The organism is Sphingomonas sp. SRS2 (genome assembly GCF_000971055.1).
Lineage (GTDB): Bacteria > Pseudomonadota > Alphaproteobacteria > Sphingomonadales > Sphingomonadaceae > Rhizorhabdus.
Map to the genome: position 1 here is coordinate 1 of NZ_LARW01000104.1, position 20,727 is coordinate 20,727.

A 20,727-nucleotide genomic window follows, 5' to 3' on the forward strand; every position below is an offset into this window, starting at 1 on the left:
CAGCGAAGCTGAAACGGCGGTACCGGCCCGCTCCCCCACCCAACCTCCCGATCCAGCGTAATATATCGGGAGGTTGGGTGGGGGAGCGGGCCGGTACCGCTTCCACGTAAGTGAAACAAACTCTAGCGCGCGAACGCCATCATCGTGGCGAGGGCGGCGGCGCTGCCGCCCCACAGCAGAAGCGCGGTGCCCAGAAAACGGACCAGCGCGCGGCGGCGCTCTGTCGGGCCGGCGATAAAGCCGTCGGAGGTACGCTCTGCCAGCATCTGCTGAAGCGCATGGGCAGGCGAGGGGACATGCTCGGCGACGATATCCGCGTTGAACGCGACGAGGCGGCCCTTGGTGCGCCGTTCCCTGAACGCGACGGCTTCGATCTCGGTCTTGTGCTTCAACGCCATGGAAGGCCTCCTGTCGGGCGATGATGCGTCGGGCAGCGTTAAGACTGTCTTAAAATCAGCCGATCTGCTCCCAGGCGTCGACGATCTCGCTGAGATAGCCGCGCGCGGTTTCGACCTGCGCCGGATCATTGGTGCGGCCGCCCAGCTGCACCAGCCGGCGCGATTCGCGGTAGACCCGGGCCAGGTTGAGGGCGATCTCGCCGCCATTGCGGAAATCGAGGCTGGTTTCGAGCGCGAGCAGGATGTTCGCGGCACGGGCCTGCTTGTCGATCATCTTGGCGCGATTGCCGGCGCGCATCGCGGCCAGCATGATTTCGGTGGCCTTCATCAGCTCCTCGAACAGGATGCCGACCAGCCGATGCGGCGAAGCGCCCTCGACCTGGCTGGCGACGTCGACCGTCTGATAGCGCATCTTGGCGCCGCCCATGGCGCCGTAGCCGTTGCTCTGGAACATGACTTTCCCTCTTGTCTGCGGGGGTGAAATTAACTGCCTTCGTTCGTCCACAGCTTGACCTGCTGGGTCAGGTAGCTCTGCGTCGAACTATAGGCGAGCAGGGCGCCCTGCATCCGGGTGAACTGTAGGGAGAGCTGCGCGCGATAGGCGGTGTCCTTCGCGGTGAGCTTCTCCTGCTCCTTGGAGATGGCTTCCTTCTCGACCTCAAGCTTCTTCTGCGAAGAGGTGAGGGGGCCGGCGCTCGCCGTCAGTTCGTTCTTGATCGCATCCAGCGCGCCCTGAAGACCAAGATCGATGGTGATCGTCGCGCTGGTGACGGGCCCGAGCACGTCGAAGGACAGGCCGGAGGCTGCGGACAGGTAGGAAGCGGAGACGCCCGTCGCGCCCACCGGGAGCGTATAGCCGCCGTCGAGGGTCGCCGAAGCGCCCACCGTTCCATTGCCGGGAACGGCGTTGGTGACAGTGTAGATCCCGCCCTTCACCTTGCCGACCTGGCTGGTGATCTGGATCAGCGCATTGCTGCTGCGCTGGCCCGGGTTGAACATCGCTTCGACCGCGTCCGGGTTGGATATCATCACGGATGACAGCTTGGCGGCGTCGAGGCTCAGCGTACCGTCACGGTTGGTCGATACGCCGATTTCGGCGAGCGTCGTCGGGCTGCCGTCGGTGGCAAAGGTCAATTTGGTCGAGGTAAGCGCGCCGAGCCGCTGGACAAGCGAGCGGATACCGGAGTCGCTCCGCAACGAGCCTTCGGTGCCGGTCATCGTCGCGAGTGTCGACTTCATCTCGTTAAACGCTGCCACGAAATCGCTCACGGCGGTCTTGATCGCGTCGACGGGCTGGCTCGATCCGATCGATATGGTCGTGCCGGGCGAGGCCGAGACAAGGTCGATCTTCACGCCCTCGATCACGTCGCTGAAGCTGTTGGTCGCCTTGCTGACCGCGACGCCGTCGACGATCAGTTCGGCATTCTGGGCTTCCTGCTGCCGGGTCATCCCCGTGATATTGTCGGGATCATAGGTAGTCGGATCGAACGCAAAGCGGCCGAGCCCCGCCGGATCACCGGTTGCCTGGGTCAGCGAAAAAGCATTGGCCGTCCCGGTCGAGCCCTTGATCACCAGCCGGGTGCCGGTCGAGTCGGTCACGGTGCTGGCGGTGACGCCGAGTCCTGAATCCTTGATGGCCTTGGCGAGGCCCGCCAGCGAATTATTCGACGCGTCGATCGTGATCGTCTTGGTCTGGCTGCCCACGGTCAACGTCATTGTGCCTTCGCCAACCGCGGTGGCTGCCGAGGCGAGCGGGGCTGCCGTCAGCGTCTGGGCAGTGGCGAGCTGGCCGACCTGGATTGTCGCCGACAGGCCCTTGAGCCGTGCGCCGGCGAGTGCGCTGACATTGACGATCGAACTGTTCGATGTGGTGGGCTGGGTATAGAGCGTGCCGCCCGATATCAGGCTCGACAATGCCGAGGAGAAGCCGCTGATCGAGCTGACCGCCGTGGCGAGGTCGGAAATCTTGCTGGTGTTGCTGGTCTGACGGGTGGTCAGCGAGTCCTTCTTGCTGGCGATCGTCGCGGTCGCGAGCTGATCGACGAGCGACGCCGTATCGATGCTCGACGCGCCCAGCGCCGTGAGAATCGAAGAACCAATCGACGTAACCATTATCACCACCTCATTGCTGCCGGTAACGGCGCATCGAAGGCGGTGTTTAGCCCGCTAAGTCCTTTTAATTCCCTAACGCGCGCTAAGGATGTTTCTTGCTCTCGGTTCCCGGCGCGCCGGCGAGGCTTAACGCACCGTTTTGCCATCTTCGTCGAACCGCGCGCCGGCGGGGACGTCGACGTCGGGCTGGACTATTCCTTCGGCCATGGCGCGGTCGAGATTGAAGACGAAGGCGAGGATCGCGGCCACCGCGATGAACAGGTCGTCGCGGATCAGCTGACCCGATTGGCTCGTATAGTAAATGGCGCGGGTGAGCTGCGGATATTGCAGCATGGGCACCGCATTTTCGGTCGCAAGTTCGCGGATCGCCTGGGCGGTCGCGCCCCGGCCGCGGGCGAGGACGATCGGCGCAACGTCATATCCGGGCTTGTAGCGCAGGGCGACCGCGAAGTGGGTCGGGTTGGTCAGCACGACAGTCGATTCGAGCACGGCCTTGCGCGCAGAGCCTCTGGCGACCTGCATCTGCTTCTGCCGGATTGCGGCCTTGAGCTCGGGCGAACCTTCGGTCTGCTTGCTCTCGTCCTTGATTTCCTGTTTCGACATGCGCAGCCGTTTGCCGCGCTGGAAAATCTGCGCCGGGACGTCGGCGCCCGCGACCAGCGCCAGCGCCAGCGTCATCACCAGCACCGCGAAGATGAACGATGCGCCGAGGCTGTCGAGCGCTGTCTTCAGGTCTTGCTGGCCCAGCGTCACGATCGAGGCGATCTGGTCCATCAGCAGCCAGTAGCCGACCGCGCCGAGCGCGACGATCTTCAGCAACGACTTGCCGAGTTCGATCAGCCCCTGCATCCCGAAGATGCGTTTGAGCCCCGCCAGCGGGTTGAGCTTGTTGCCCTTGAAGGCGATCGCCGACCAGCGGAAGCCGAGCGATCCGAGCATTGCGGGGGCCGCGATCGATGCGGCGAAGGTCAGCAGGAAGAGCAGGGCGATCGGCAGCGCGACCGTCATCAACGTCGTCAGGATCGCCGAAGCGGGGTCGAAGCGTTCGATGGCGCTGCTGTCGAAGGACAAGGCGTTGGACAGCATCCGCTTGAGCGTCGCGATAGCCCATGGCCCAGCGATGGCGATCCACCCCGCACCGACGATCATCACCAGTGCGGTGCCGAGCTCCTTCGATTGAAGGACATCGCCTTTTTCGACCGCGTCCTGCCGACGCTTGGCCGTCGGGGCTTCGGTCTTTTCGTCGTCCTCCGGACCTTCGGCCATTTCAGCGTCCCAATGCTATCTGGCGCGCTTCGGCGAGGCCGCGTTGAAGCGCCGCGGTTACGCCGTCGCCCATCACGGGCGCCGCGATCGCCAATAGCACGAGCCCGGCCATCAATGTAGCGGGCAGGCCGACCGAAAAGATGTTCATCTGCGGCGCCGACCGCGCCAGCATCGCCATGACGAGCTGGACGAGAATGACGGCGAAGCCCACCGGAAGGGCAATGGCGAGCCCCGCCGCGAACAGGTCGCCCCCGAACAGGACGAGCCCCTGAATACTTTTGGCGCCCATCCAGGCCTCGCCCGGCGGCAGCGCGCGATAGCTTTCGACGATGATCGCGGCGAGCTGAAGATGGCCGCCGGTCGCCAGGAAGAGGAAGATCGCCATCAGCGACAGATATTGGCTGATCGCGGGGGAAGGGGAGCCCGTCGCGGGATCCATCATGCCGGCGAAGCCCAGCCCCATGGCGTTGCCGATCACCTCGCCCGCGACGAGCGCGGCGGAAAAACCGATCTGTACCGCGAAGCCGATGGCAAGTCCCGCCAGCACCTCGCCGGTCACGAGCAGGAAGCCCGTCACCGAGACGACCCCGTCGACGGGCATCACGAAGGGCGTGTTGGCCAGCGCCGGGATGCCGATCGCCAGCGCGATGACCGCGCGAAGCTGGAGCGGCACCTGCGGCGCGCCGAAGACGGGGGCGGCGATGAAGGCGGCACCGGGCCGGATCATCGCGATCATCCAGAGCCAGAGCTGGGTTTCCAGCCCGGCCAGGCCCTGCGGGATCATCGGGCGCGCATCATCGGAGCATGTCCGGAATGCGCGCGAAGATGTCGCGGGTGAAATCGGCGAGCAGCATCATGATCGCGCTGCCGAACAGCGCCAGTGCGATGCCGACGACGATCAGCTTTGGGACGAAGCTCAACGTCTGTTCGTTGATCGAAGTCGCCGCCTGGATCATGCCGAGGATGATGCCGGCGATCAGCGCCGGTATCAGGATCGGCGCAGAGGCGAGCGCGAGAATCCACATCGCCTGCTGGGCGACGCCGATGAAATAGTCGGGCGATCCGGCGCTTTCCACGGTTCAGCGCCCCGTCATGTCGCGAAACTGCCCGCGAGAGAGCCCATGGTCAGTGCCCATCCGTCTACAAGAACGAACAGTAAGAGCTTGAAAGGCATCGATATAATGGCAGGCGACAACATCATCATGCCAAGCGACATCAGCGTCGATGCGACGACGAGATCGATGACGAGGAAGGGCAGGAAGATCAGGAAACCGATCTGAAATGCGGTCTTGAGTTCGCTGGTCACGAAGGCCGGCAGGAGGATGGAAAAGGGAATATCCGACGCACGGGCGAAGCGGGGGGCCTTGGCGAGATCGGCGAACAGCTTGAGATCGGTCTGGCGCGTCTGGAGGACCATGAAGCGGTGGAGCACGGTGCCGCTGCGCGTCACCGCCTCTTCGATCGTGATCTGTCCGGCGCCATAGGGTTTGAAGGCGTTGGCGTTGATCTGGTCGATCGACGGCTTCATCACGAACAGCGACAGGAACAGCGCGAGGCCGACCAGCACCTGGTTGGGTGGCGTCTGTTGCAGGCCGAGCGCTTGGCGCAGCAGCGACAATACGATGATGATCCGGGTGAAACTGGTCATCATCAGCACCAATGACGGCAGCACCGTCAACAGGCTCATCATCACCAGAATCTGCAACGACAGCGAGAGCGGGCGGCCATCGCCCGAGATCGTCCCCATCGCGCGGTCGAGCGCGGCGGTCTGGGCCGGCCCGGCGGTCGAGGCCAGCGCGGGTTCTGTGATCAGGAGAGTCAGCAGCAGCATGGCCGCCATAGACAGAATCGATCGAATGCGCTGAGCCGTCATGATCGGGTTTCAGCACTTGGACAGGTTAACTTCAAGCGCCTTCCTGCCAACCGGGCGTCACCCCAACGAGGGCCGGGGCCGCTATTGTCGATAGCTGCTACTTATCCCCAGATTTTACCGGCTGAGCGACGTGCCGGAGCCACGTTCACAGGAAGCTGTAGGGGTCGACATCGACCGCGACGCGGACGCCGCGCGGCCATTCGAGCGGGCCGAGCCAGCCGCGGATCACCTGCTGGACGTCGAGCGAGCGCCGCGCATGGACCAGCAGTCTTTGCCTATGCCGGCCGCGCAGCATCGCCAGCGGGGCAGGTGCGGGACCATATACCTGCATCCCGTCGATCGCAGGCGAAGTGCGGCCGATCATCCGCGCGGTCGAGACGGCCTCCTCCAGCTTTTCCGACGAGATGATGATGGCGGCGTAGCGGCCGAAGGGCGGCGCGTCGGCCAACTTACGGGCCTCGGTCTCGGCGGCGTAGAAGCTCTGCGCATCGCCCGAGAGCAGCGCCTGAATCACCGGCGCCTTGGGAGCATGGGTCTGGATATAGACATGGCCCGGCTTCGCCCCCCGCCCGGCGCGTCCGGCGACCTGGGCGATCTGCTGGAAGCTGCGCTCGGCGGCGCGCAGGTCGCCGCCTGCGAGGCCGAGATCTGCATCGATCACCCCGACCAGGGTAAGCTCGGGAAAATGGTAGCCCTTGGTGACGAGCTGGGTGCCGACGACGACGTCGATATCGCCTGCCTCCATCCGCTCGACGAACTCGGCGGCGCGCGCGGGCGTGGACAGGGTGTCCGACGTCGCGATGGCGATCCGCGCATCGGGAAACAGCGCCGTGACCTCGTCGGCGATCCGCTCGACGCCGGGGCCGCAGGCCACCAGGCTGTCCTCGTCCTTGCATTCGGGACAAGTGGCGGGCGGGGGCATGCTGTGGCCGCAATGATGGCATTGCAACCGGCTCAGCAGGCGGTGTTCCACCATCCATGCGGTGCAATTGGGACATTGGAAACGGTGGCCGCAGGTGCGGCACAGAGTCAGCGGCGCATAGCCGCGCCGGTTGAGGAAGAGCAGGCTCTGCTCCTTCTTTTCCAGCCGGTCCTCGATCGCCTTGACCAGATCGGGCGCGATCCAGCGCCCGCGCGGCGGCGGATCGGCGAGCAGGTCGATCGCCTCGATCGCAGGCATTTCCGCGCCACCGTGACGCGCGGTCAGCTTCAGTTCGGTATAGCGCCCGATCGCCGCCTGCTGGCGCGTCTCGATCGCCGGAGTGGCGGTCGCGAGGGCGATCGGTATCTCCTCGAGCTTCGCCCGCATCACCGCGACGTCGCGGGCATGATAGAGGACGCCGTCCTCCTGTTTGAAACTCGTCTCATGCGCTTCGTCGACGATGATCAGGCCGAGATTGCGATACGGCAGGAACAGCGCCGATCGCGCGCCCACGACCACCCGCGCCTCGCCATGGGCGATGCCGCGCCATGCGCGCCGCCGCTGCGACTGGCGCAGCTCGCTGTGCCAGACCACGGGAAGATGGCCGAAACGCGCCTCGAAACGTTTGAGGAAGGGCTCGGTCAGCGCGATCTCCGGGAGCAGCACCAGCGTCTGGCGATCCATCCGCAATGCCTCGGCGATCGCCTCGAAATAGACTTCGGTCTTGCCCGATCCGGTCACGCCGTCGAGCAGGAAGGGATGGAAGGCCTGCTCGCGCACCGCATCGGCCAGCACCCCGCCCGCAAGCTTCTGCTCGTCGGACAACTCGGGGGCCGCATGATCCGGATCGGGTGATGGCCAGGGGGTGTCGATCGACACCGTCACCGCCTCGATCGCACCTGATTTGACGAGTCCGCGGATCACCGCGTCCGAAACGTCGGCAATCGTCGCCAGTTCGCGGATCAGCCCCTGGCGCTGGCCGATCCGGTCGAGCGCCTGCTCGCGCTGTGGAGTCATGCGGCCAGGCCGCTCGCCGGTCGCGCGATATTCGGTGATCGTGCGCGCGCCATCCAGCGCGCTGGAGGATGGCAGAGTCATCCGCAACACTGCGGCGGGCGGCGCGAGATAATAGTCCGAAGTCCATTCGATCAGCCGGCGCAGCGGCGCCGCGATCGGCGGAACGTCATAGACTTCGAGCAGCGGGCGCAGCCGGTTGTCGCCGACCTGATCGGCGGACGGCAGCGTTTCCTCTTCCCACACCACGCCAACCATCTGGCGGGGGCCAAGTGGAGCGAGGACGATGCTGCCCGGCTCGATCGCATGCTCGCGGTCGGCACGATAATCAAGCGGCCCGAGGGCGGGGTTGAGGAGGAGCACATGGGCGCGGGCCATGCGATGTGATTAGGGGGCGGGGCCGGGGGCCGCAATGGCCGTGGCTGCGGCTTTTGTTCGTCCGCGTCGCATCAGTGCCTAGGCGGATGCGACGGCCCTCGTTATAGGCGGGGCCAGATAATTGCGTATCTGAGGGACGCCTTCATGAAATTCTTCGTCGACACCGCCGACACCGCCGAAATCGCCGATATGGCCGCGACCGGACTGGTCGATGGCGTTACCACCAATCCATCGCTGATCGCGAAGTCGGGACGCAAATTCGTCGAGGTGATCGCCGAAATCTGCGGGCTGGTGGATGGTCCGGTTTCGGCCGAGGTGGTCGCGCTGGACCATGAAACGATGATGAAGGAAGCCGAGATCCTTCGGAAGATCGCGGACAATGTCTGCATCAAGGTGCCGCTGACGATCGACGGCCTCAAGACCTGCAAGGCGCTCAGCGACGACGGCACGATGGTTAACGTCACCCTGTGCTTTTCGGCTAACCAGGCCCTGCTCGCGGGCAAGGCGGGGGCGACCTTCATTTCGCCGTTCGTCGGCCGGCACGACGATATCGGCTTCGACGGGATGGGGCTGATCGCCGACATCCGGCAGATCTATGATAATTACGACTTCGGCACTGAAATCCTGGTCGCCAGCGTGCGCCACCCGGTCCACGTCCTCGAGTCGGCCAAGATCGGCGCCGATGTGATGACCGCCCCGGCGTCGGTAATCCGCTCGCTGTTCAATCATCCGCTCACCGAGAAGGGCATACAAGGTTTCATGGCCGATTGGGCCAAGACCGGGCAAAGCATCCTCTGATCGCGGCGGCCGCCCTGTTCTGGGCGGCAACCCCCAAGTCTGCGCCGCGCCGGGCATCGAGCCGAATTTTCTCGCTATATCAATCGCGGACACCGTTACGCCATTGTGTGTTAACCATTGCGGCGTACACTGTGCGGCATGGGAAGTGTCATCGATTTCGAAGGCGGCGCGGTGGCCACGCTCAAGCGGCGGATGGCCGAAGTCGAGGAAGCCAATCAGGACCTGATCGCTTTCGCGCGCGGACATAGCGGTGCGGTATCGTCGATCCATGCCGCGGTGCTGGCCGCGACCGAGGCCGACGGCCTCGACCATCTCATCCATATCGTCACCCAGGTCTGGCCCGATCTGCTCGGCCTCGACGCCGTGTCGGTCGCGCTGTTCGTGGGCGATCAGGGCTTGCGCGCCGATGCCTCGGGTATGCAGTTTGTCGAGCGCCGGATCATCGAACGCTCGATCCTCGATATTGAGGGCGTGGTGATGCGTGGCGTCGAACGCGGCCATCCGCTGTTCGGTCCGGCGTCGGAACTGATCCGGGCCGAAGCACTGGTGCGGCTGCCCTCCGAACCGCCGCTACCGGGGGGCGTCATCGCTCTGGGCCAGCGCCGGCCGCAGGGTTTCGAGACCCGCGCCGGCTCCGAATTGCTGGGGTTCCTCGGCGCGATGCTTTCGCGCATGATAGGGCGGTGGTTACTGCCCTGAACTTGGATGATCATCCGGCCCGGACCCTCGCGGTCGATTGGGCCGGTCATCTGCGTCGCGACCGGCGGCGTTCCGAACATACTATCCGCGCTTATCTCGCCACCGCGCATCGGCTGATCGCCTTCGTCGGGCGGCATCGCGGCGAACTGGTCGATGGCCGGCTGCTGTCGAAGCTCGATCGCGGCGATCTGCGCGGCTATCTCGCCGAGCGGCGTGGCGAAGGACTGACCAATGTGTCGGCGGCGCGCGAGCTTTCGGCGGTGCGCACCTTCCTCGACTATGTCGCCGAACATGAGGGCGCGGCCAAGCCGGTCAAGGTCAAGGGACCGCGTATCAAGAAGGGCGTGCCACGCCCGATCGCTCCCGACGATATCAGCGCGATTGCCGAGGATGCCGCCGAATCCGCCAGCGAGCCATGGATCGCCGCGCGGGACGAGGCGGTGTTGCTGCTGCTCTATGGCGCGGGCCTGCGGATCGGCGAGGCGATGGCGCTGACCGGCGACATATTGCCGCTGGGCGACACGCTGATCGTCACGGGCAAGCGTGCCAAGACCCGTATGGTGCCCATGCTCGGCCCGGTCAGGGAGGCGATCGACCGCTATGTCGCGCTGTCGCCTTATGGCGCGTCGCCGGGCGAGATATTATTTCGGGGTGCGCGGGGCGGCCCGCTGGCTCCCGAACTGATCCGTCGGGCCGTGCAGGCCGCGCGGGTACGGCTTGGCCTTGGTGAGCGTACCACGCCGCATGCGCTGCGCCACAGTTTCGCGACGCATTTGCTCGGGCGGGGCGCTGATCTGCGCTCGCTTCAGGAACTGCTCGGCCATGCCAGCCTGTCGTCGACCCAGGTCTACACCGGCGTCGATGCGGCGCATCTGATGGACGTCTACCGCAACGCGCATCCGAGGGCGTGACGAATGACTGAGGATATTACGATCCGCCGCGTAACGCACGGTGATCTGACCGAGCTCCACGCGCTCATCGAGCGGGCCTATCGTGGCGACGAGGCCAGGTCTGGCTGGACACATGAGGCCGACATCATTCGCGAGGGTGAGCGCACCAGCCACGATATCCTCGCGGCCACGATCGACGACGACAATGAACGGCTGCTGGCCGCGATTGATGGCGGCCGCATCATCGGCTGCGTGCAGGTCAGCGATCGGGGCCATGGCACGGCCTATCTCGGGCTGCTGACGGTTGATCCGCTGATGCAGGCGGGCGGCTTGGGCAGAAGGCTTATTCAGGCGGCCGAACACATCGCGGTCGCGGCCTTTGAGGCGCATTCGATGGAGATGACCGTCATCGACCAGCGTGCCGAACTCATCGCTTATTATCAGCGGCGCGGCTATCGCCCGACCGGCGAACGCCGCGCTTTTCCGATCGAGCTCGATCCGCCGCTGACGATGGTGGTGCTGGAGAAGCCGCTGGACTAATCCGGCGCCCGATCCGGCCTACTTCCTCGCCGGCACCCAGTCCGTGAAGGTCGGGCGGTCGTTGACCTTCCAGACCTGACCTTTCGAGTTGAGGAACAGCCTCTCCATCTCGCTACGCTTGAATGGGCGCGAGCCGATACGGCCGAAGACCGCGATCTGATTGCCGCTCTCGTCAACGCCGCGGTCGCGATCGAGGCCCTTCGACAGCGCCAGCGCGGGCGAGGGGGTCTTTGCCCAGGCGATCAGCTCGGGCATCGGCGCGGGCGAGAAGCCGTAGAAATTGGGCTGGCTGTCGGGCGAGGTAAGCTGGACGACTTTCAGACCGTTACGGCCGTCGGCGACATAGGCGAATAGCGATGCGTTGGTGGTACCGACAATCACGTCCTCGGCATCGTTCATCCTGCCGTCGAAGGTTTCGCGGCGATAGAGCACCGGCTTCAGCGGGCGGGTGATGTTGACGATCACCAGCCCGTCCTGCTTCGCCGCGACATAGGCATAGGTGCGGGCGAGATAGACGCGTCGCGCATCGGCGATCGGCAGCGTGGCCTCGGGCACCAGCACCGGCTTGTCGAGCCGGGTGACATCGATGAGCTGGAGCCCTTCTGCCGTCGTGACCCACAGATAGCGGAACTGGAGCGCCGAAGCGCGGGCGTCGCGCAGCGGCACCGTCGCCGTGAGGCGCGGCTGCTTGGGATCGCTGATGTCCACGACGACAAGACCGGCATCGGCGGCGATGTAGGCATAATTGCCGCCCAGCGTGATGTGGCGTGCGCCGGCGAGGATGTTATTCTCGTTCCAGGTCACCGTGCGCTTGAGGAAGTTGTTGCGTGGTTCGCCGTCGTAGAATGTCTCGACATTCACGACGATCAGGCCCTCAACCGAGTCCGTCACGAAGGCGTAGCGATAGATCTCGCCCATCTTCTGCTCTTCGTTCTCCGGATAATATTTGACGATGTGGTCGTTGCGCTCGGTCGAGATCGACTGGTTGGTCGGGATCGCCACGCAGGTCGCGTTCCTGCTCTGGACATTGGCGTCATGGCCAAGCGGCGAGAAGGGCGCGGTGATGATGCGTTGCGACGTGCCCTTGTTGGCGATCGACGCGACGTCATAGATCTGGAAGCCGCCCTTGCCCTCGGCGACATACATATATTCGCCCCGAAGCTGGAGGCAGCGGGCGGCGCCACCGGTCGGGTGGTGCGTGTTCGCGAATTCCTCGACCGAATGCGGCTCGCCGGAGAGCTTCTTGTCGAAGCGCTTGCCGCGGACCCATTCGATCAGTTCCCGGCCATGCTCCAGATGCGCCTTGAAATAATCGGGGTAGGCGTACTTCTGGAGGTAGGAGCCGATCACTGCCTGCGGCTCATCCCATTCGGTGACGCGGATCGCCTCGATGCCCTTTTCCAGGCCGGTCCAGGCGTTCATGCCGACGAAGTTGACGAAGTTGGTGCCCAGCAGGTTGAGCTGCGCCATGATGGCGTTGTTGTCGTCCTCGTCCGACAAGTGGCAATCGGTGCACTTCTTCGTCTCGGTCTTGCGGACCGTGTGGGGGAAATGCGGCGCGAAGGCCTGGCTGGAGAAGCCGGCCGATGAGATCGGCGGCTGCTGGATGTAGATCCGCTCGCGGTTGAGGTTGGTCGAGGACAGGACGAGCGCCGAGGTCGACCGGATCGGGGCGATGATATTGCCCTTGGTCGTCTGGTGGATGCCGAGCTGATACATCTCGTCGCGCGCGACCTGCGGGTTGTAGGACGCGAAGTTGCGGGTCTCGGCCCCGTCATATTTGTGCGACGTGGTCTTCCAGTTCGCCTCGATCGGCAAATGGCAGCCGCCGCACGACGTAGTCCAGGAAAGATGGCAGGTGAAGCAGGCCATCTTCTCGTCGCTATGCGCGCGATCGTCTTTGGCGACGCCTGCGCCCCAGGCATATTTGCCGGTTTCCTTGCCGATCTTGCCCATCAGCTTCGATCGCGCCGCCAGCGGATTGAAATAGGCGCTGGTGCGATCGACCGATTCCTTGACCAGCGAGACCTTCCACTCGAGCTTGGGATCGACGATCGAGCGTTGGATCAGCACGCGTTCGCCGGCGGCGTCGACGGTCCACTCGAACCGGCGTTTGCCATCCTGATTGCGCAGCAGCGACAGATCGGTGCCGTTCGGCGGCGCCGCGGGACCGGAGGTGCGCAGCGTCGGGAAGGCGTCGGGCGTGCCGTGGCAATCTTTGCAGCCGATCTCGACCGCGTTGGCGACCTCGCCATAGATGAGGCCGTTGCCGTGGCTATCCTGCGAGAAATGGCAGTCAGCGCACTGCAGGCCTTTTTCGGCATGGATATCCATCATGTGGACAGCCTTGCCCTTCTGGTCGCCGACTTCCGCGAACATGCCGGTGCCGTTCTTGCGAAACTTCTCGGGATCGTCGGGCGAAATGATGTTGCCCGAGGCATCGAGCAGATTGCCCTCGCGGTCACGCTTGTAGATCGCACGGAAGTTCCAGCCATGGCCGTGATAGTCGGCGAACTGGGTGTCCTTGGCCTTCGGGTTCACATCGTCGGCGACATTACGCAGGAAGTCGAGGTCGCTCCATTTGCCGATCGCGGCGGCCGCTTCGGGATTGCGATCGAGGACGGCGTGCCGCTCTGCGATCGTCGGATATTTTTGCTTCTCGGGCCACATCAGCGGCGCGTCGGATTCATAATCCCACATCGTGTAGCCGAGATAGCTGTTCAGGAAGATGTTGGGCTGATGCATGTGGCAGTTCATGCACTGCGCGGTCGGGATCGCCTTGGTGAAGGCGTGCTGGATCGGATGACCCTTTTCCTTCTGCGCCCCGATCGGATGCTGCGGCACGCCTTCCGCGCCATGGGCCGCCTTGTCGACGCCGTGTCCGTCATGATCGGGCGAGGGATGTCCGCCGGCTGACTTGCCATGACTACCGCCATGGCCGTCGTCCGTGGGCTCCAGCTTATCCTTGATCGTCGGATCCACCGTCGCGGTCTGACCATCGCGCCCATATTTGGCGTAGGTCAGGCTGTGCTTGGGTTCGCGGTCGTTAGCATAGACGACATGGCACCCGGCGCAGCCCGAGTTGCGATAATCGCCGGGCTGATCGTTGGTGCCCATGAACCACATGAACGGATCGTTGAGGCGCGTCTTGTGGATGTTGAGCACCGGAATGGCGACGCGCAGGCCCGTGGCGGGGCCGCGGTTGGACTGTTTCAGGTCGGGACGGCCAGGCTCCTCGAGGCGCTGGATGGCGCCGAGCGAGTTGGGCAGGCCGATCTCGGCGAAGGTGCTGTTGATATTGCGGCCGCCACGCTCGAACACCCGGAAGACGTCGCCAGGCGGGATGACATGCCAGGTCGGCAGCGGATACATGACTGGGAGGGCGCCGCGTGCCTTCTGCTCGGGGGTCACGGTTCCTGGCGTGACTCCCGGCGACTTGATCTGCGCAGGCTGACCCGTCGACGTATAGGCCTCGCCGAAGACATAATTCTTGTAGGGAACGATGCCGTTATTATAGGCGCCGCCGCCCCACAGCATGGCGCCCGTCGCCATCAGCGAGCGTTCGGCCGCCTGGATGATGTCGATATGGCATGAGCCACACGCCTGGCGCGCGACGCGATAGTCCGAGGGGTTCACGAAGCGGATATACTCAGGCGCTTCCTTGTTGAGCAGCGTGTAGCTCCGCTTGGGATTGGCCGAGGACGGCCAGTGCCAGCTCTGCGGATATTTGGGCAGGACATGCGCCCGGTCGCGCGTCGCGACATAGGCCTTGTCGGTCATCTTCAGATGCGAACCGACCATGACCGTGGCGTCGCCGCCATGGCAATCGACGCAGCCGAGCACGACCGCCTCGGTCTGGTGCATCGTCTTGCGATCGGTCGCGGTGTGACAGGAGACGCAGCCGGCGCTCTTCTCGTCGGCCTGGACCCATTCCTGTGTGCGCGGCGCATCGGCGAACTTCGGATAGGTCCGCGCGACGGGTTTCTCGCCTCCCGCGGCCGGCGCCGGCGTAGGGGCGGCCATGATGATGGTGACGGCGCCCGCCAGCGCCAGCGCGCTGCGAACCGCCCATCGCATCGTCATCAGTGAACCCAGAACCCGCATCTACGTCCTCAGAAAGACAGGATCGCGTTGAACAGGACCGAATAATATCGGTCGTCCCCGCGAGAATTAGCAAAAAGGTCCGAAAAGCCCTTACCCGGATCGAAGGCCGCGCCGGACAGGCGGAATACGGCGTTCTGCACCATGCTCGGACGCCATATCAGCGCCGCCGACAGGTCCCAGCCGATCGACTTGGGGATGCTGCCCTCGTTGCGCAGCTCGCGCAGCGTGGCGGTGTTCTCGAACCACAGATGGTTGAGGTTCGTCGACAGCCGCAATTGCGGCAGGATATCGAAATCGGCGCCGACGCCGAGCAGCATGGTACCCGGATTGTTGAAGTTGGACTGGCCTTCCTCCTTAGAGGTGCGCAGGTCGTTCAGTATGCCGTTGCGCGGCGCGATCGCGACGTTGATGCCGCCGCCCGCGAAGGGAACGGCCTGACGGATCCAGTAGCTGGTGTCGGCGCCTGCGAAGATCGGATTCTCGAAAATCGCCGAGAAGCCGGTTTCCTTGTTGTCCTTCGGATTGCTGTCGCCGGTCGCATAAAGGCCCGACAGCTTCACGCGGATCCAGTCGAGATCGTAGCTCAGTTCGCTCGCGGCGAAGAAGGCACGAATCTTGGCGGGCTTCGAGGTGAAGAAGCTGTTCCGGTCCTGGCCGAGCACGGCGTAGAAGCTGGTCGACGTGTTGAAGCGTTTGACGCGTCCGTCGAGGCTGTAGCCGAGATAATAGGCATCATATTCGCGCGGACGCTGGTCGCCCAGCAGCGCGGGGCGCACCGGGAAACCGTTATGGTCGAGCGTGCGATCCTTCTCGCGGTTCAGATTGACCGTGACCGATGCCTGCGACGTGAGGCCGGCGAGCGGGAAATCCTGCGCGAAGAGGTTCGCATGCAGCACATAGTCGTCGCGAGGTTTGCGAGTGACGTCGTTCAGGCCGCTATTGGTATCCTTTTCGAGCCGCCAGATGGCCTGGAGGTTGAACTGATAGCGGTTGTTGTCCCGGTTGCCGAAGAAGCGGAAGCCGAGCTGATTATCCTGGAACAGGAAGCCGCGGAAATCGAACTGGAAAGGCTGGATGCCGACGCGGATCGAATCGAAGTCGTAGCGATCGGAACGGTTGCCGAGGTGATAATCGACGAACAGCTCCTGAAGACCCAGGAAGCTGTCGGTGCGGTGCGTGGGGCGCGACGATTCGACGTGCAGGACGCGGCGTTCCTGCACATTCACATAGTTGACCTGATAGGCGACTGCGATGCGATACTCGATATCCGGAGGCTTGTAGGCGGTCGAACCCTTGGTCAGACCCGCGCCCAGGATGAAGGTCTGCACCGCGACGAGGCTGCGGTCCCGGCCGAACTGGCCGATCGCGCCGGGATTGGTGCTGGTTTGGTCCGCAACCGGCGTCGGGAAAGAGCGGGGTTCCAGCACCGAGTCCGAGATCGCGTTGATGCCGAAGAACCAGTCGTCTCCGGTGATCGGCAGGAAGAAGGGCTTCTTGTCGATTTGAATAGGGACGTCCGCCTTGAGCGGATTCTGGTGATAAGGATCCAGCTTTGAGTGGCAGACCGCCTGGAGGCCCGTGAAGTTCTTGTCCGGGCACAGCGCCTTGACCAGTCGCCAGCGGTCGGGGATCGGAAACTGATCGGTCGGAAACGCCTCGGGCGGCGGCGCGTTCACCGCACCGGGATTGTGCTGGACGACCGGCGCAGGAAGCTCGGCGACAAAACCGGGACGACGGCGGCCATCGATCATCGGATCGGCGACCGTGGCCCCGGGTTCGATCGCGGAAGGCACCGCGAGCAGGGCGGGGTTTCCAGTCTCGATCGCCGACGGTGCGACCGGCGCTGCGGCGGCCTGTGTCGGGAGCGGTGCGGCGGGTGTCGCCGCAGGCGCTACGGGCGCCTCGGCCTGTTCCGCGGCCTGTCCTGCGGTGCTCGCCGTCGCCACGACGATCGGTTCGTCCGGGACGACCCATATCGGGGCGACCATCGACGGTACCATCACCGCTTTCCGGTGATTTGCAGCTTTCTTCTTATTCGGCAGCCAGCTTGGCGGTGCGGCTGCGACAGGCTGCGGCACGACCGTCCCGGGCGCCATGGGCTGCGGAGGGGCGGCGGCGACGAGTTGCGCATCGGTCACATCGCTCGCGACCGGAGCATCGACCGGCGTCGCCGCAGGCTTCGTCACCGGTGCCTCTTCCGCGGCGGCGGAGGCCAGCGCGACGGCGTGCAGCAGAAGGGATGATAGCGGTGCGGACATTATTTTCTGTCACACACGACTTGTTCGGAGGTGTCGAGGAACGGCGCGAACGGGCAGTTGACGTAGCGAAGGCGGACCCCCGCGCCGACATTGACGACGAGCTGATCGGCGCGGATCGCGGTTGGCGCATGAGCGACGCTGCTCACGCGCTGGCCGCCGTTGAACAGGCCCAGGAACGAGATCATGTCATCCTGATCGATACCGTCGCCGGACACGCCTACAGCCCCGATCAGCGTGCTGCCGCGATAGATCGGCACGCCGCCGGGGAAGATCTGGATGCCATTCTGGAGACGGTTCTGCGCCTTGCCGGCGACGTCGGGATTGTTGGTGCAGCGCTGCGGCGTATCGGTCGCCGATGCGCCAAGGACGAAGCCGAGATGCTCGGCGATGTTGCCCACGATCAGCGCGGTCTGGAGCCCGGTTGAAAAGGGGCTCCACTGGTTGAACGGGCGCGACAACGGACCGTTGGCCTGCGCGGTTTCTCCGTCGGGGAAGAAGGGACGGGCGATATTGCCGATTGAGCGCGCGGCGAAGGCATTCTTGCCCGTCAGCGCGGCGGGATCGTTGAAGAAGGTCCGGGTCCGGCTGACAAAGCCCTGTACGTCGGCGCTCGGATTGCCCTGCAGGTCGGTTGCCGCATTTGGTCCCGAGAAAAAGGCTGCGGTTCGTGCTTTCTGGACCGACACGTCGGTGCCAAAAATCGGCGCATCGGGCGAGCGCGCGACGCCGAGGATGCTGCCGTCGGTATCGACGATCGAGATCGTGACCTGTGCCGGGCTGTCGAGCGGCTTGCGGATCTGTGCGCGCGTACGGCTCATGATCTTGAACGCTTCCTCGAGCACCCCCTTGACCTCAGCCTGGGTCAGCGGGGTCGAGACGCGCGCGCCGTCGGTGCCGGCGCGTAGCGGATAGCGGTTGGCGCCCGATCCGTTGGTCAGGATGAAAGCGTCGACATTGTCGATCGTGTTGTTCGAGCTTCGCTCCGAAGCCGTGGCGGCGCGGTAGCCGGAAGCTTCGCTGCCATAGGCATTGCCGCCGAGAACAGTCGGCGTAGTGCCTTGCGCATAATAGCCTGGGATCGAGACCAGCGAGCCGGCGGTGCCGTTAAGAGCGGAGAAGGCGCGGGCGCTGGCGGGGGCAGAGCGCAGGCCGGCGACCGTCGCATCGCTGTAGCGCAGCTGTACGACCGCCTGGATGTTGTTGGCGCGGATTGCCTCGGGCGCGTCGAAGCCTACGGTGCCCGCGGTGGCGATGAATTCGTCATCGTCGCTGTCGAAGTCGTCGATATTGGGATCATAGCCATAAAGGCCATCAGCCATCACGCCGATGCCGCCGACGACGACGCCATTCTTATAAAGTGGGAAACCGCCCGGATCGGCCGCGAGCCCGAGCGGGGAGCGCTTGGGTCCGGTAAAGGCCCCGGCGCCGCCCGCAGCGGCATAGCGCTGGTTGAAGTCCGAACAGGGCAGCTGGCTGAACTGCACGCCGAACAGCGGGCCACCCGGCAGTTGGTTGGCACCGGCGGGAAAATGCTCCTGGACGATGAAGCTCGCGGTGCGGGTCGAGAAGGCATTGCCGGACGACGACAGATAAGCGCCGGTAATCGCCTTGGCGATCGCGCCTGCCGCAAGCGGATTGGCCGCGGGCGAGCCTGCCACGACCAGGCCTTCGGCGTCGGTCGGGGTTACGGCGCGGTGCGTGGTGCGCAGCGAAAGGGTGGGCGGCGCGCCGTTCATCTGGAAGACGGCGAGGACATTTCCGACGCGGTCGACCACGGCGATTACCGCCGGCTTGTTGCGTGCGGCGGCTTCTTCGACTGTCTGCGACAGGATCTTTTGAACATCGGTGCTGGTCAACGATTCCTGCGCGGGCACCGCGAAGACCGGATTCTGGGCGGGGGTTGTCGGAGTCGTCGGGGTCGACGAGCTACCGCCGCCACCGCCGCATGATGCGAGCAGGAAGGCAGTCGTGGTAAGTACGGCTACAGCACGCGAGAAGAATATCATTTGAGCGCCCTTATCGACGCCGCTGCCTGACCCAGCGCCGCCCGGAATTCTGCTGGGCGATAGGCATTGCTGTTGCCGACCGCCTTATAGGCCCGATCGATCGCGCCGCGTGCGTTGCGGGCGCGATCCTGGCTGACATGGCCCTGGCGAACCAGCGCGTTGAGCAGCGTGTCGATCGCCATCACCGCCTGCGCCGACCCTTCATAGTCGGTGAAGCGGGCAGTGATCGCGCTGCTGGAGATGCTGTCGATGATCGCGAAGGTCTCGCCACGGCCGAGCGATGCCCGACCCATGGCATCGGCCAGTGCACCCGCCGACGCGCCGAGCCTGCGGGCTGCCGCTACGGCAGCGCCACGGTCTCTCGCCATCGCAGCGTGGAACGCCTTCGAATCCGCATCGAATTTCGCCGCCATGCCCGGCGCCGCGATCCTTGCGGCCGCCGAAAGCATGATCATGTTCTCGTCATTGAACGCGGGCATGCCCGACGGGATCGGCCGACCCGGATTGGGCACCCAGTTAGCCTTGCCATTGGGGCCATCGACGATCTGGCGATGGCAGGTATGGCAATCGAAGAAGTAGATTTCCGGAAAGATGCCGTCGGTGCCGAGGCGGGGATTGGCGAACAATGTCGTCGCGCGGCTCACCGCGCTGGCCTGGCCGACTGCCCAGAGCTGGACATTGTTGGTGCGGCCCTTGCGGCGAATATAGTCGGCATCCTCGTCATGATGCTGCTGGAGCGCCGAGAAGAGGTCGACTTCGAAGGCGACGCGCGGATGACCGGCGGCCATGATCCGATGCGACACGAACTGGCCGGGCTTGTCGCTGCCGAAATGGCAGTCGAGGCATTTTTCGGCGCGGGCGCGGGGCTGTTCGAGCGGATAGAGACCCCGGGCGACATTGGCCGCGTGAGTCTGGCCTACCGCATAATGGCTGCTCAGCCATTGCTGCGCGCCGCCATGACAGGATTCGCAGCCGACGCCGTCCTCGACATGCCAGCGTGGTCCCTTGCCGGCGAAGGCCGGATCGGCGTGACAACCGAGGCATTCGCCTGCCGAGGTGGCGGATCCGATGCCGAGTTTCGAGGCGATTGCCTGGCCGCGCGGCGTGGCAAGCACGGCGAAGGCACGGCTGTGCGCGCCAGTGCGGCTCGAAGCGCTCTGCCATTGCAGAATTTCGTCCTGGCGAACGACCTTGCCGGTCGGCTCGCTGCGGCCATGGCAGGTCGAGCCCGCGCAGGAGGCCACCCCGACATGAGTATAGGAAGATGTAGCGGAAGCCGACGACGCGACGGCACGTTCGGCGCCGCTGGTCAAAGCGAAGAAGAAGAGGGCGCAGCCCAGGAATGCGGCGCCCAGAACGCCACAGACAAAGGACAGCCTGCCCGAGACTCTACCCCCCAATTCGGCGCTCCCTAACTGCCGATCCGCACAAGTAGCGACGCCTTGGCCCCGATGCCGCTACCATGACTG

The 20,727-nt window shown here is 64.7% G+C and carries 16 protein-coding genes; 4 read left to right on the forward strand and 12 right to left on the reverse strand.

The window, feature by feature from the left end; all coding sequences use genetic code 11:
* Window positions 1–122 precede the first annotated feature (122 nt).
* The 8 genes from WP12_RS15540 to WP12_RS15575 all read right to left on the reverse strand — a co-directional run bounded on the left by WP12_RS15540 (window position 123) and on the right by WP12_RS15575 (window position 7,963).
* Window positions 123–398: a hypothetical protein gene (locus WP12_RS15540; protein ID WP_046194598.1), complete on the reverse strand. Its 276-nt coding sequence runs from the start codon at window positions 396–398 to the stop codon at window positions 123–125.
* Between the two features lie 55 nt (window positions 399–453).
* Window positions 454–852: a flagellar export chaperone FliS gene (locus WP12_RS15545; protein WP_046194599.1), complete on the reverse strand. Its 399-nt coding sequence runs from the start codon at window positions 850–852 to the stop codon at window positions 454–456.
* A 29-nt stretch (window positions 853–881) separates the two neighbouring features.
* Entirely contained in the window at window positions 882–2,510 is a 1,629-nt protein-coding gene (gene fliD, locus WP12_RS15550) for a flagellar filament capping protein FliD (protein ID WP_046194600.1), read from the reverse strand.
* Between the two features lie 126 nt (window positions 2,511–2,636).
* Window positions 2,637–3,776, reverse strand: a complete 1,140-nt coding sequence (gene flhB, locus WP12_RS15555) for a flagellar type III secretion system protein FlhB (protein WP_046194601.1) — start codon at window positions 3,774–3,776, stop codon at window positions 2,637–2,639.
* 1 nt (window position 3,777) lies between these two features.
* Complete coding sequence (fliR, locus tag WP12_RS15560; RefSeq protein WP_046194602.1) at window positions 3,778–4,560, reverse strand: flagellar biosynthetic protein FliR; 783 nt, start codon at window positions 4,558–4,560, stop codon at window positions 3,778–3,780.
* A 10-nt stretch (window positions 4,561–4,570) separates the two neighbouring features.
* Complete coding sequence (gene fliQ, locus WP12_RS15565) at window positions 4,571–4,852, reverse strand: flagellar biosynthesis protein FliQ (protein WP_046194603.1); 282 nt, start codon at window positions 4,850–4,852, stop codon at window positions 4,571–4,573.
* Between the two features lie 14 nt (window positions 4,853–4,866).
* Window positions 4,867–5,616 carry a flagellar type III secretion system pore protein FliP gene (fliP, locus tag WP12_RS15570; RefSeq protein WP_443027880.1) on the reverse strand — a complete coding sequence of 250 codons (750 nt, stop codon included), beginning with the start codon at window positions 5,614–5,616 and terminating at the stop codon, window positions 4,867–4,869.
* 178 nt (window positions 5,617–5,794) lie between these two features.
* On the reverse strand, window positions 5,795–7,963 hold the full coding sequence (locus tag WP12_RS15575) for a primosomal protein N' (protein ID WP_046194605.1): 2,169 nt from the start codon (window positions 7,961–7,963) through the stop codon (window positions 5,795–5,797).
* A 144-nt stretch (window positions 7,964–8,107) separates the two neighbouring features.
* Here WP12_RS15575 and fsa point away from each other — a divergent pair, with 144 nt between their 5' ends.
* From fsa to WP12_RS15595, 4 genes are all read left to right on the forward strand, one after another.
* Window positions 8,108–8,761, forward strand: coding sequence for a fructose-6-phosphate aldolase (gene fsa / locus WP12_RS15580; protein ID WP_046194606.1), 654 nt, complete (start codon window positions 8,108–8,110; stop codon window positions 8,759–8,761).
* A 138-nt stretch (window positions 8,762–8,899) separates the two neighbouring features.
* Window positions 8,900–9,460: a DUF484 family protein gene (locus tag WP12_RS15585; protein WP_046194607.1), complete on the forward strand. Its 561-nt coding sequence runs from the start codon at window positions 8,900–8,902 to the stop codon at window positions 9,458–9,460.
* Window positions 9,445–10,371: a tyrosine recombinase XerC gene (locus WP12_RS15590; RefSeq protein ID WP_084691186.1), complete on the forward strand. Its 927-nt coding sequence runs from the start codon at window positions 9,445–9,447 to the stop codon at window positions 10,369–10,371. Before WP12_RS15585 ends, WP12_RS15590 begins: the two co-directional genes overlap by 16 nt.
* 3 nt (window positions 10,372–10,374) lie before the next feature.
* Window positions 10,375–10,890, forward strand: coding sequence for a GNAT family N-acetyltransferase (locus WP12_RS15595; RefSeq protein ID WP_046194609.1), 516 nt, complete (start codon window positions 10,375–10,377; stop codon window positions 10,888–10,890).
* An 18-nt stretch (window positions 10,891–10,908) separates the two neighbouring features.
* Here WP12_RS15595 and WP12_RS15600 read toward each other — a convergent pair whose 3' ends face one another.
* From WP12_RS15600 to WP12_RS15615, 4 genes are read right to left on the reverse strand one after another with little or no spacing between them, the layout of a single operon-like run.
* Entirely contained in the window at window positions 10,909–14,967 is a 4,059-nt protein-coding gene (locus tag WP12_RS15600) for a hypothetical protein (RefSeq protein WP_443027882.1), read from the reverse strand.
* A 35-nt stretch (window positions 14,968–15,002) separates the two neighbouring features.
* Window positions 15,003–17,252, reverse strand: coding sequence for a hypothetical protein (locus WP12_RS15605; RefSeq protein WP_235399162.1), 2,250 nt, complete (start codon window positions 17,250–17,252; stop codon window positions 15,003–15,005).
* Window positions 17,252–19,258, reverse strand: a complete 2,007-nt coding sequence (locus WP12_RS15610) for a heme-binding protein (RefSeq protein ID WP_046194610.1) — start codon at window positions 19,256–19,258, stop codon at window positions 17,252–17,254. The genes WP12_RS15605 and WP12_RS15610 overlap by 1 nt, the downstream gene beginning before the upstream one ends.
* Window positions 19,255–20,658 (reverse strand): multiheme c-type cytochrome, encoded by a 1,404-nt coding sequence (locus tag WP12_RS15615; RefSeq protein ID WP_084691187.1) that lies wholly within the window; start codon window positions 20,656–20,658, stop codon window positions 19,255–19,257. The genes WP12_RS15610 and WP12_RS15615 overlap by 4 nt, the downstream gene beginning before the upstream one ends.
* Window positions 20,659–20,727 lie beyond the last annotated feature (69 nt).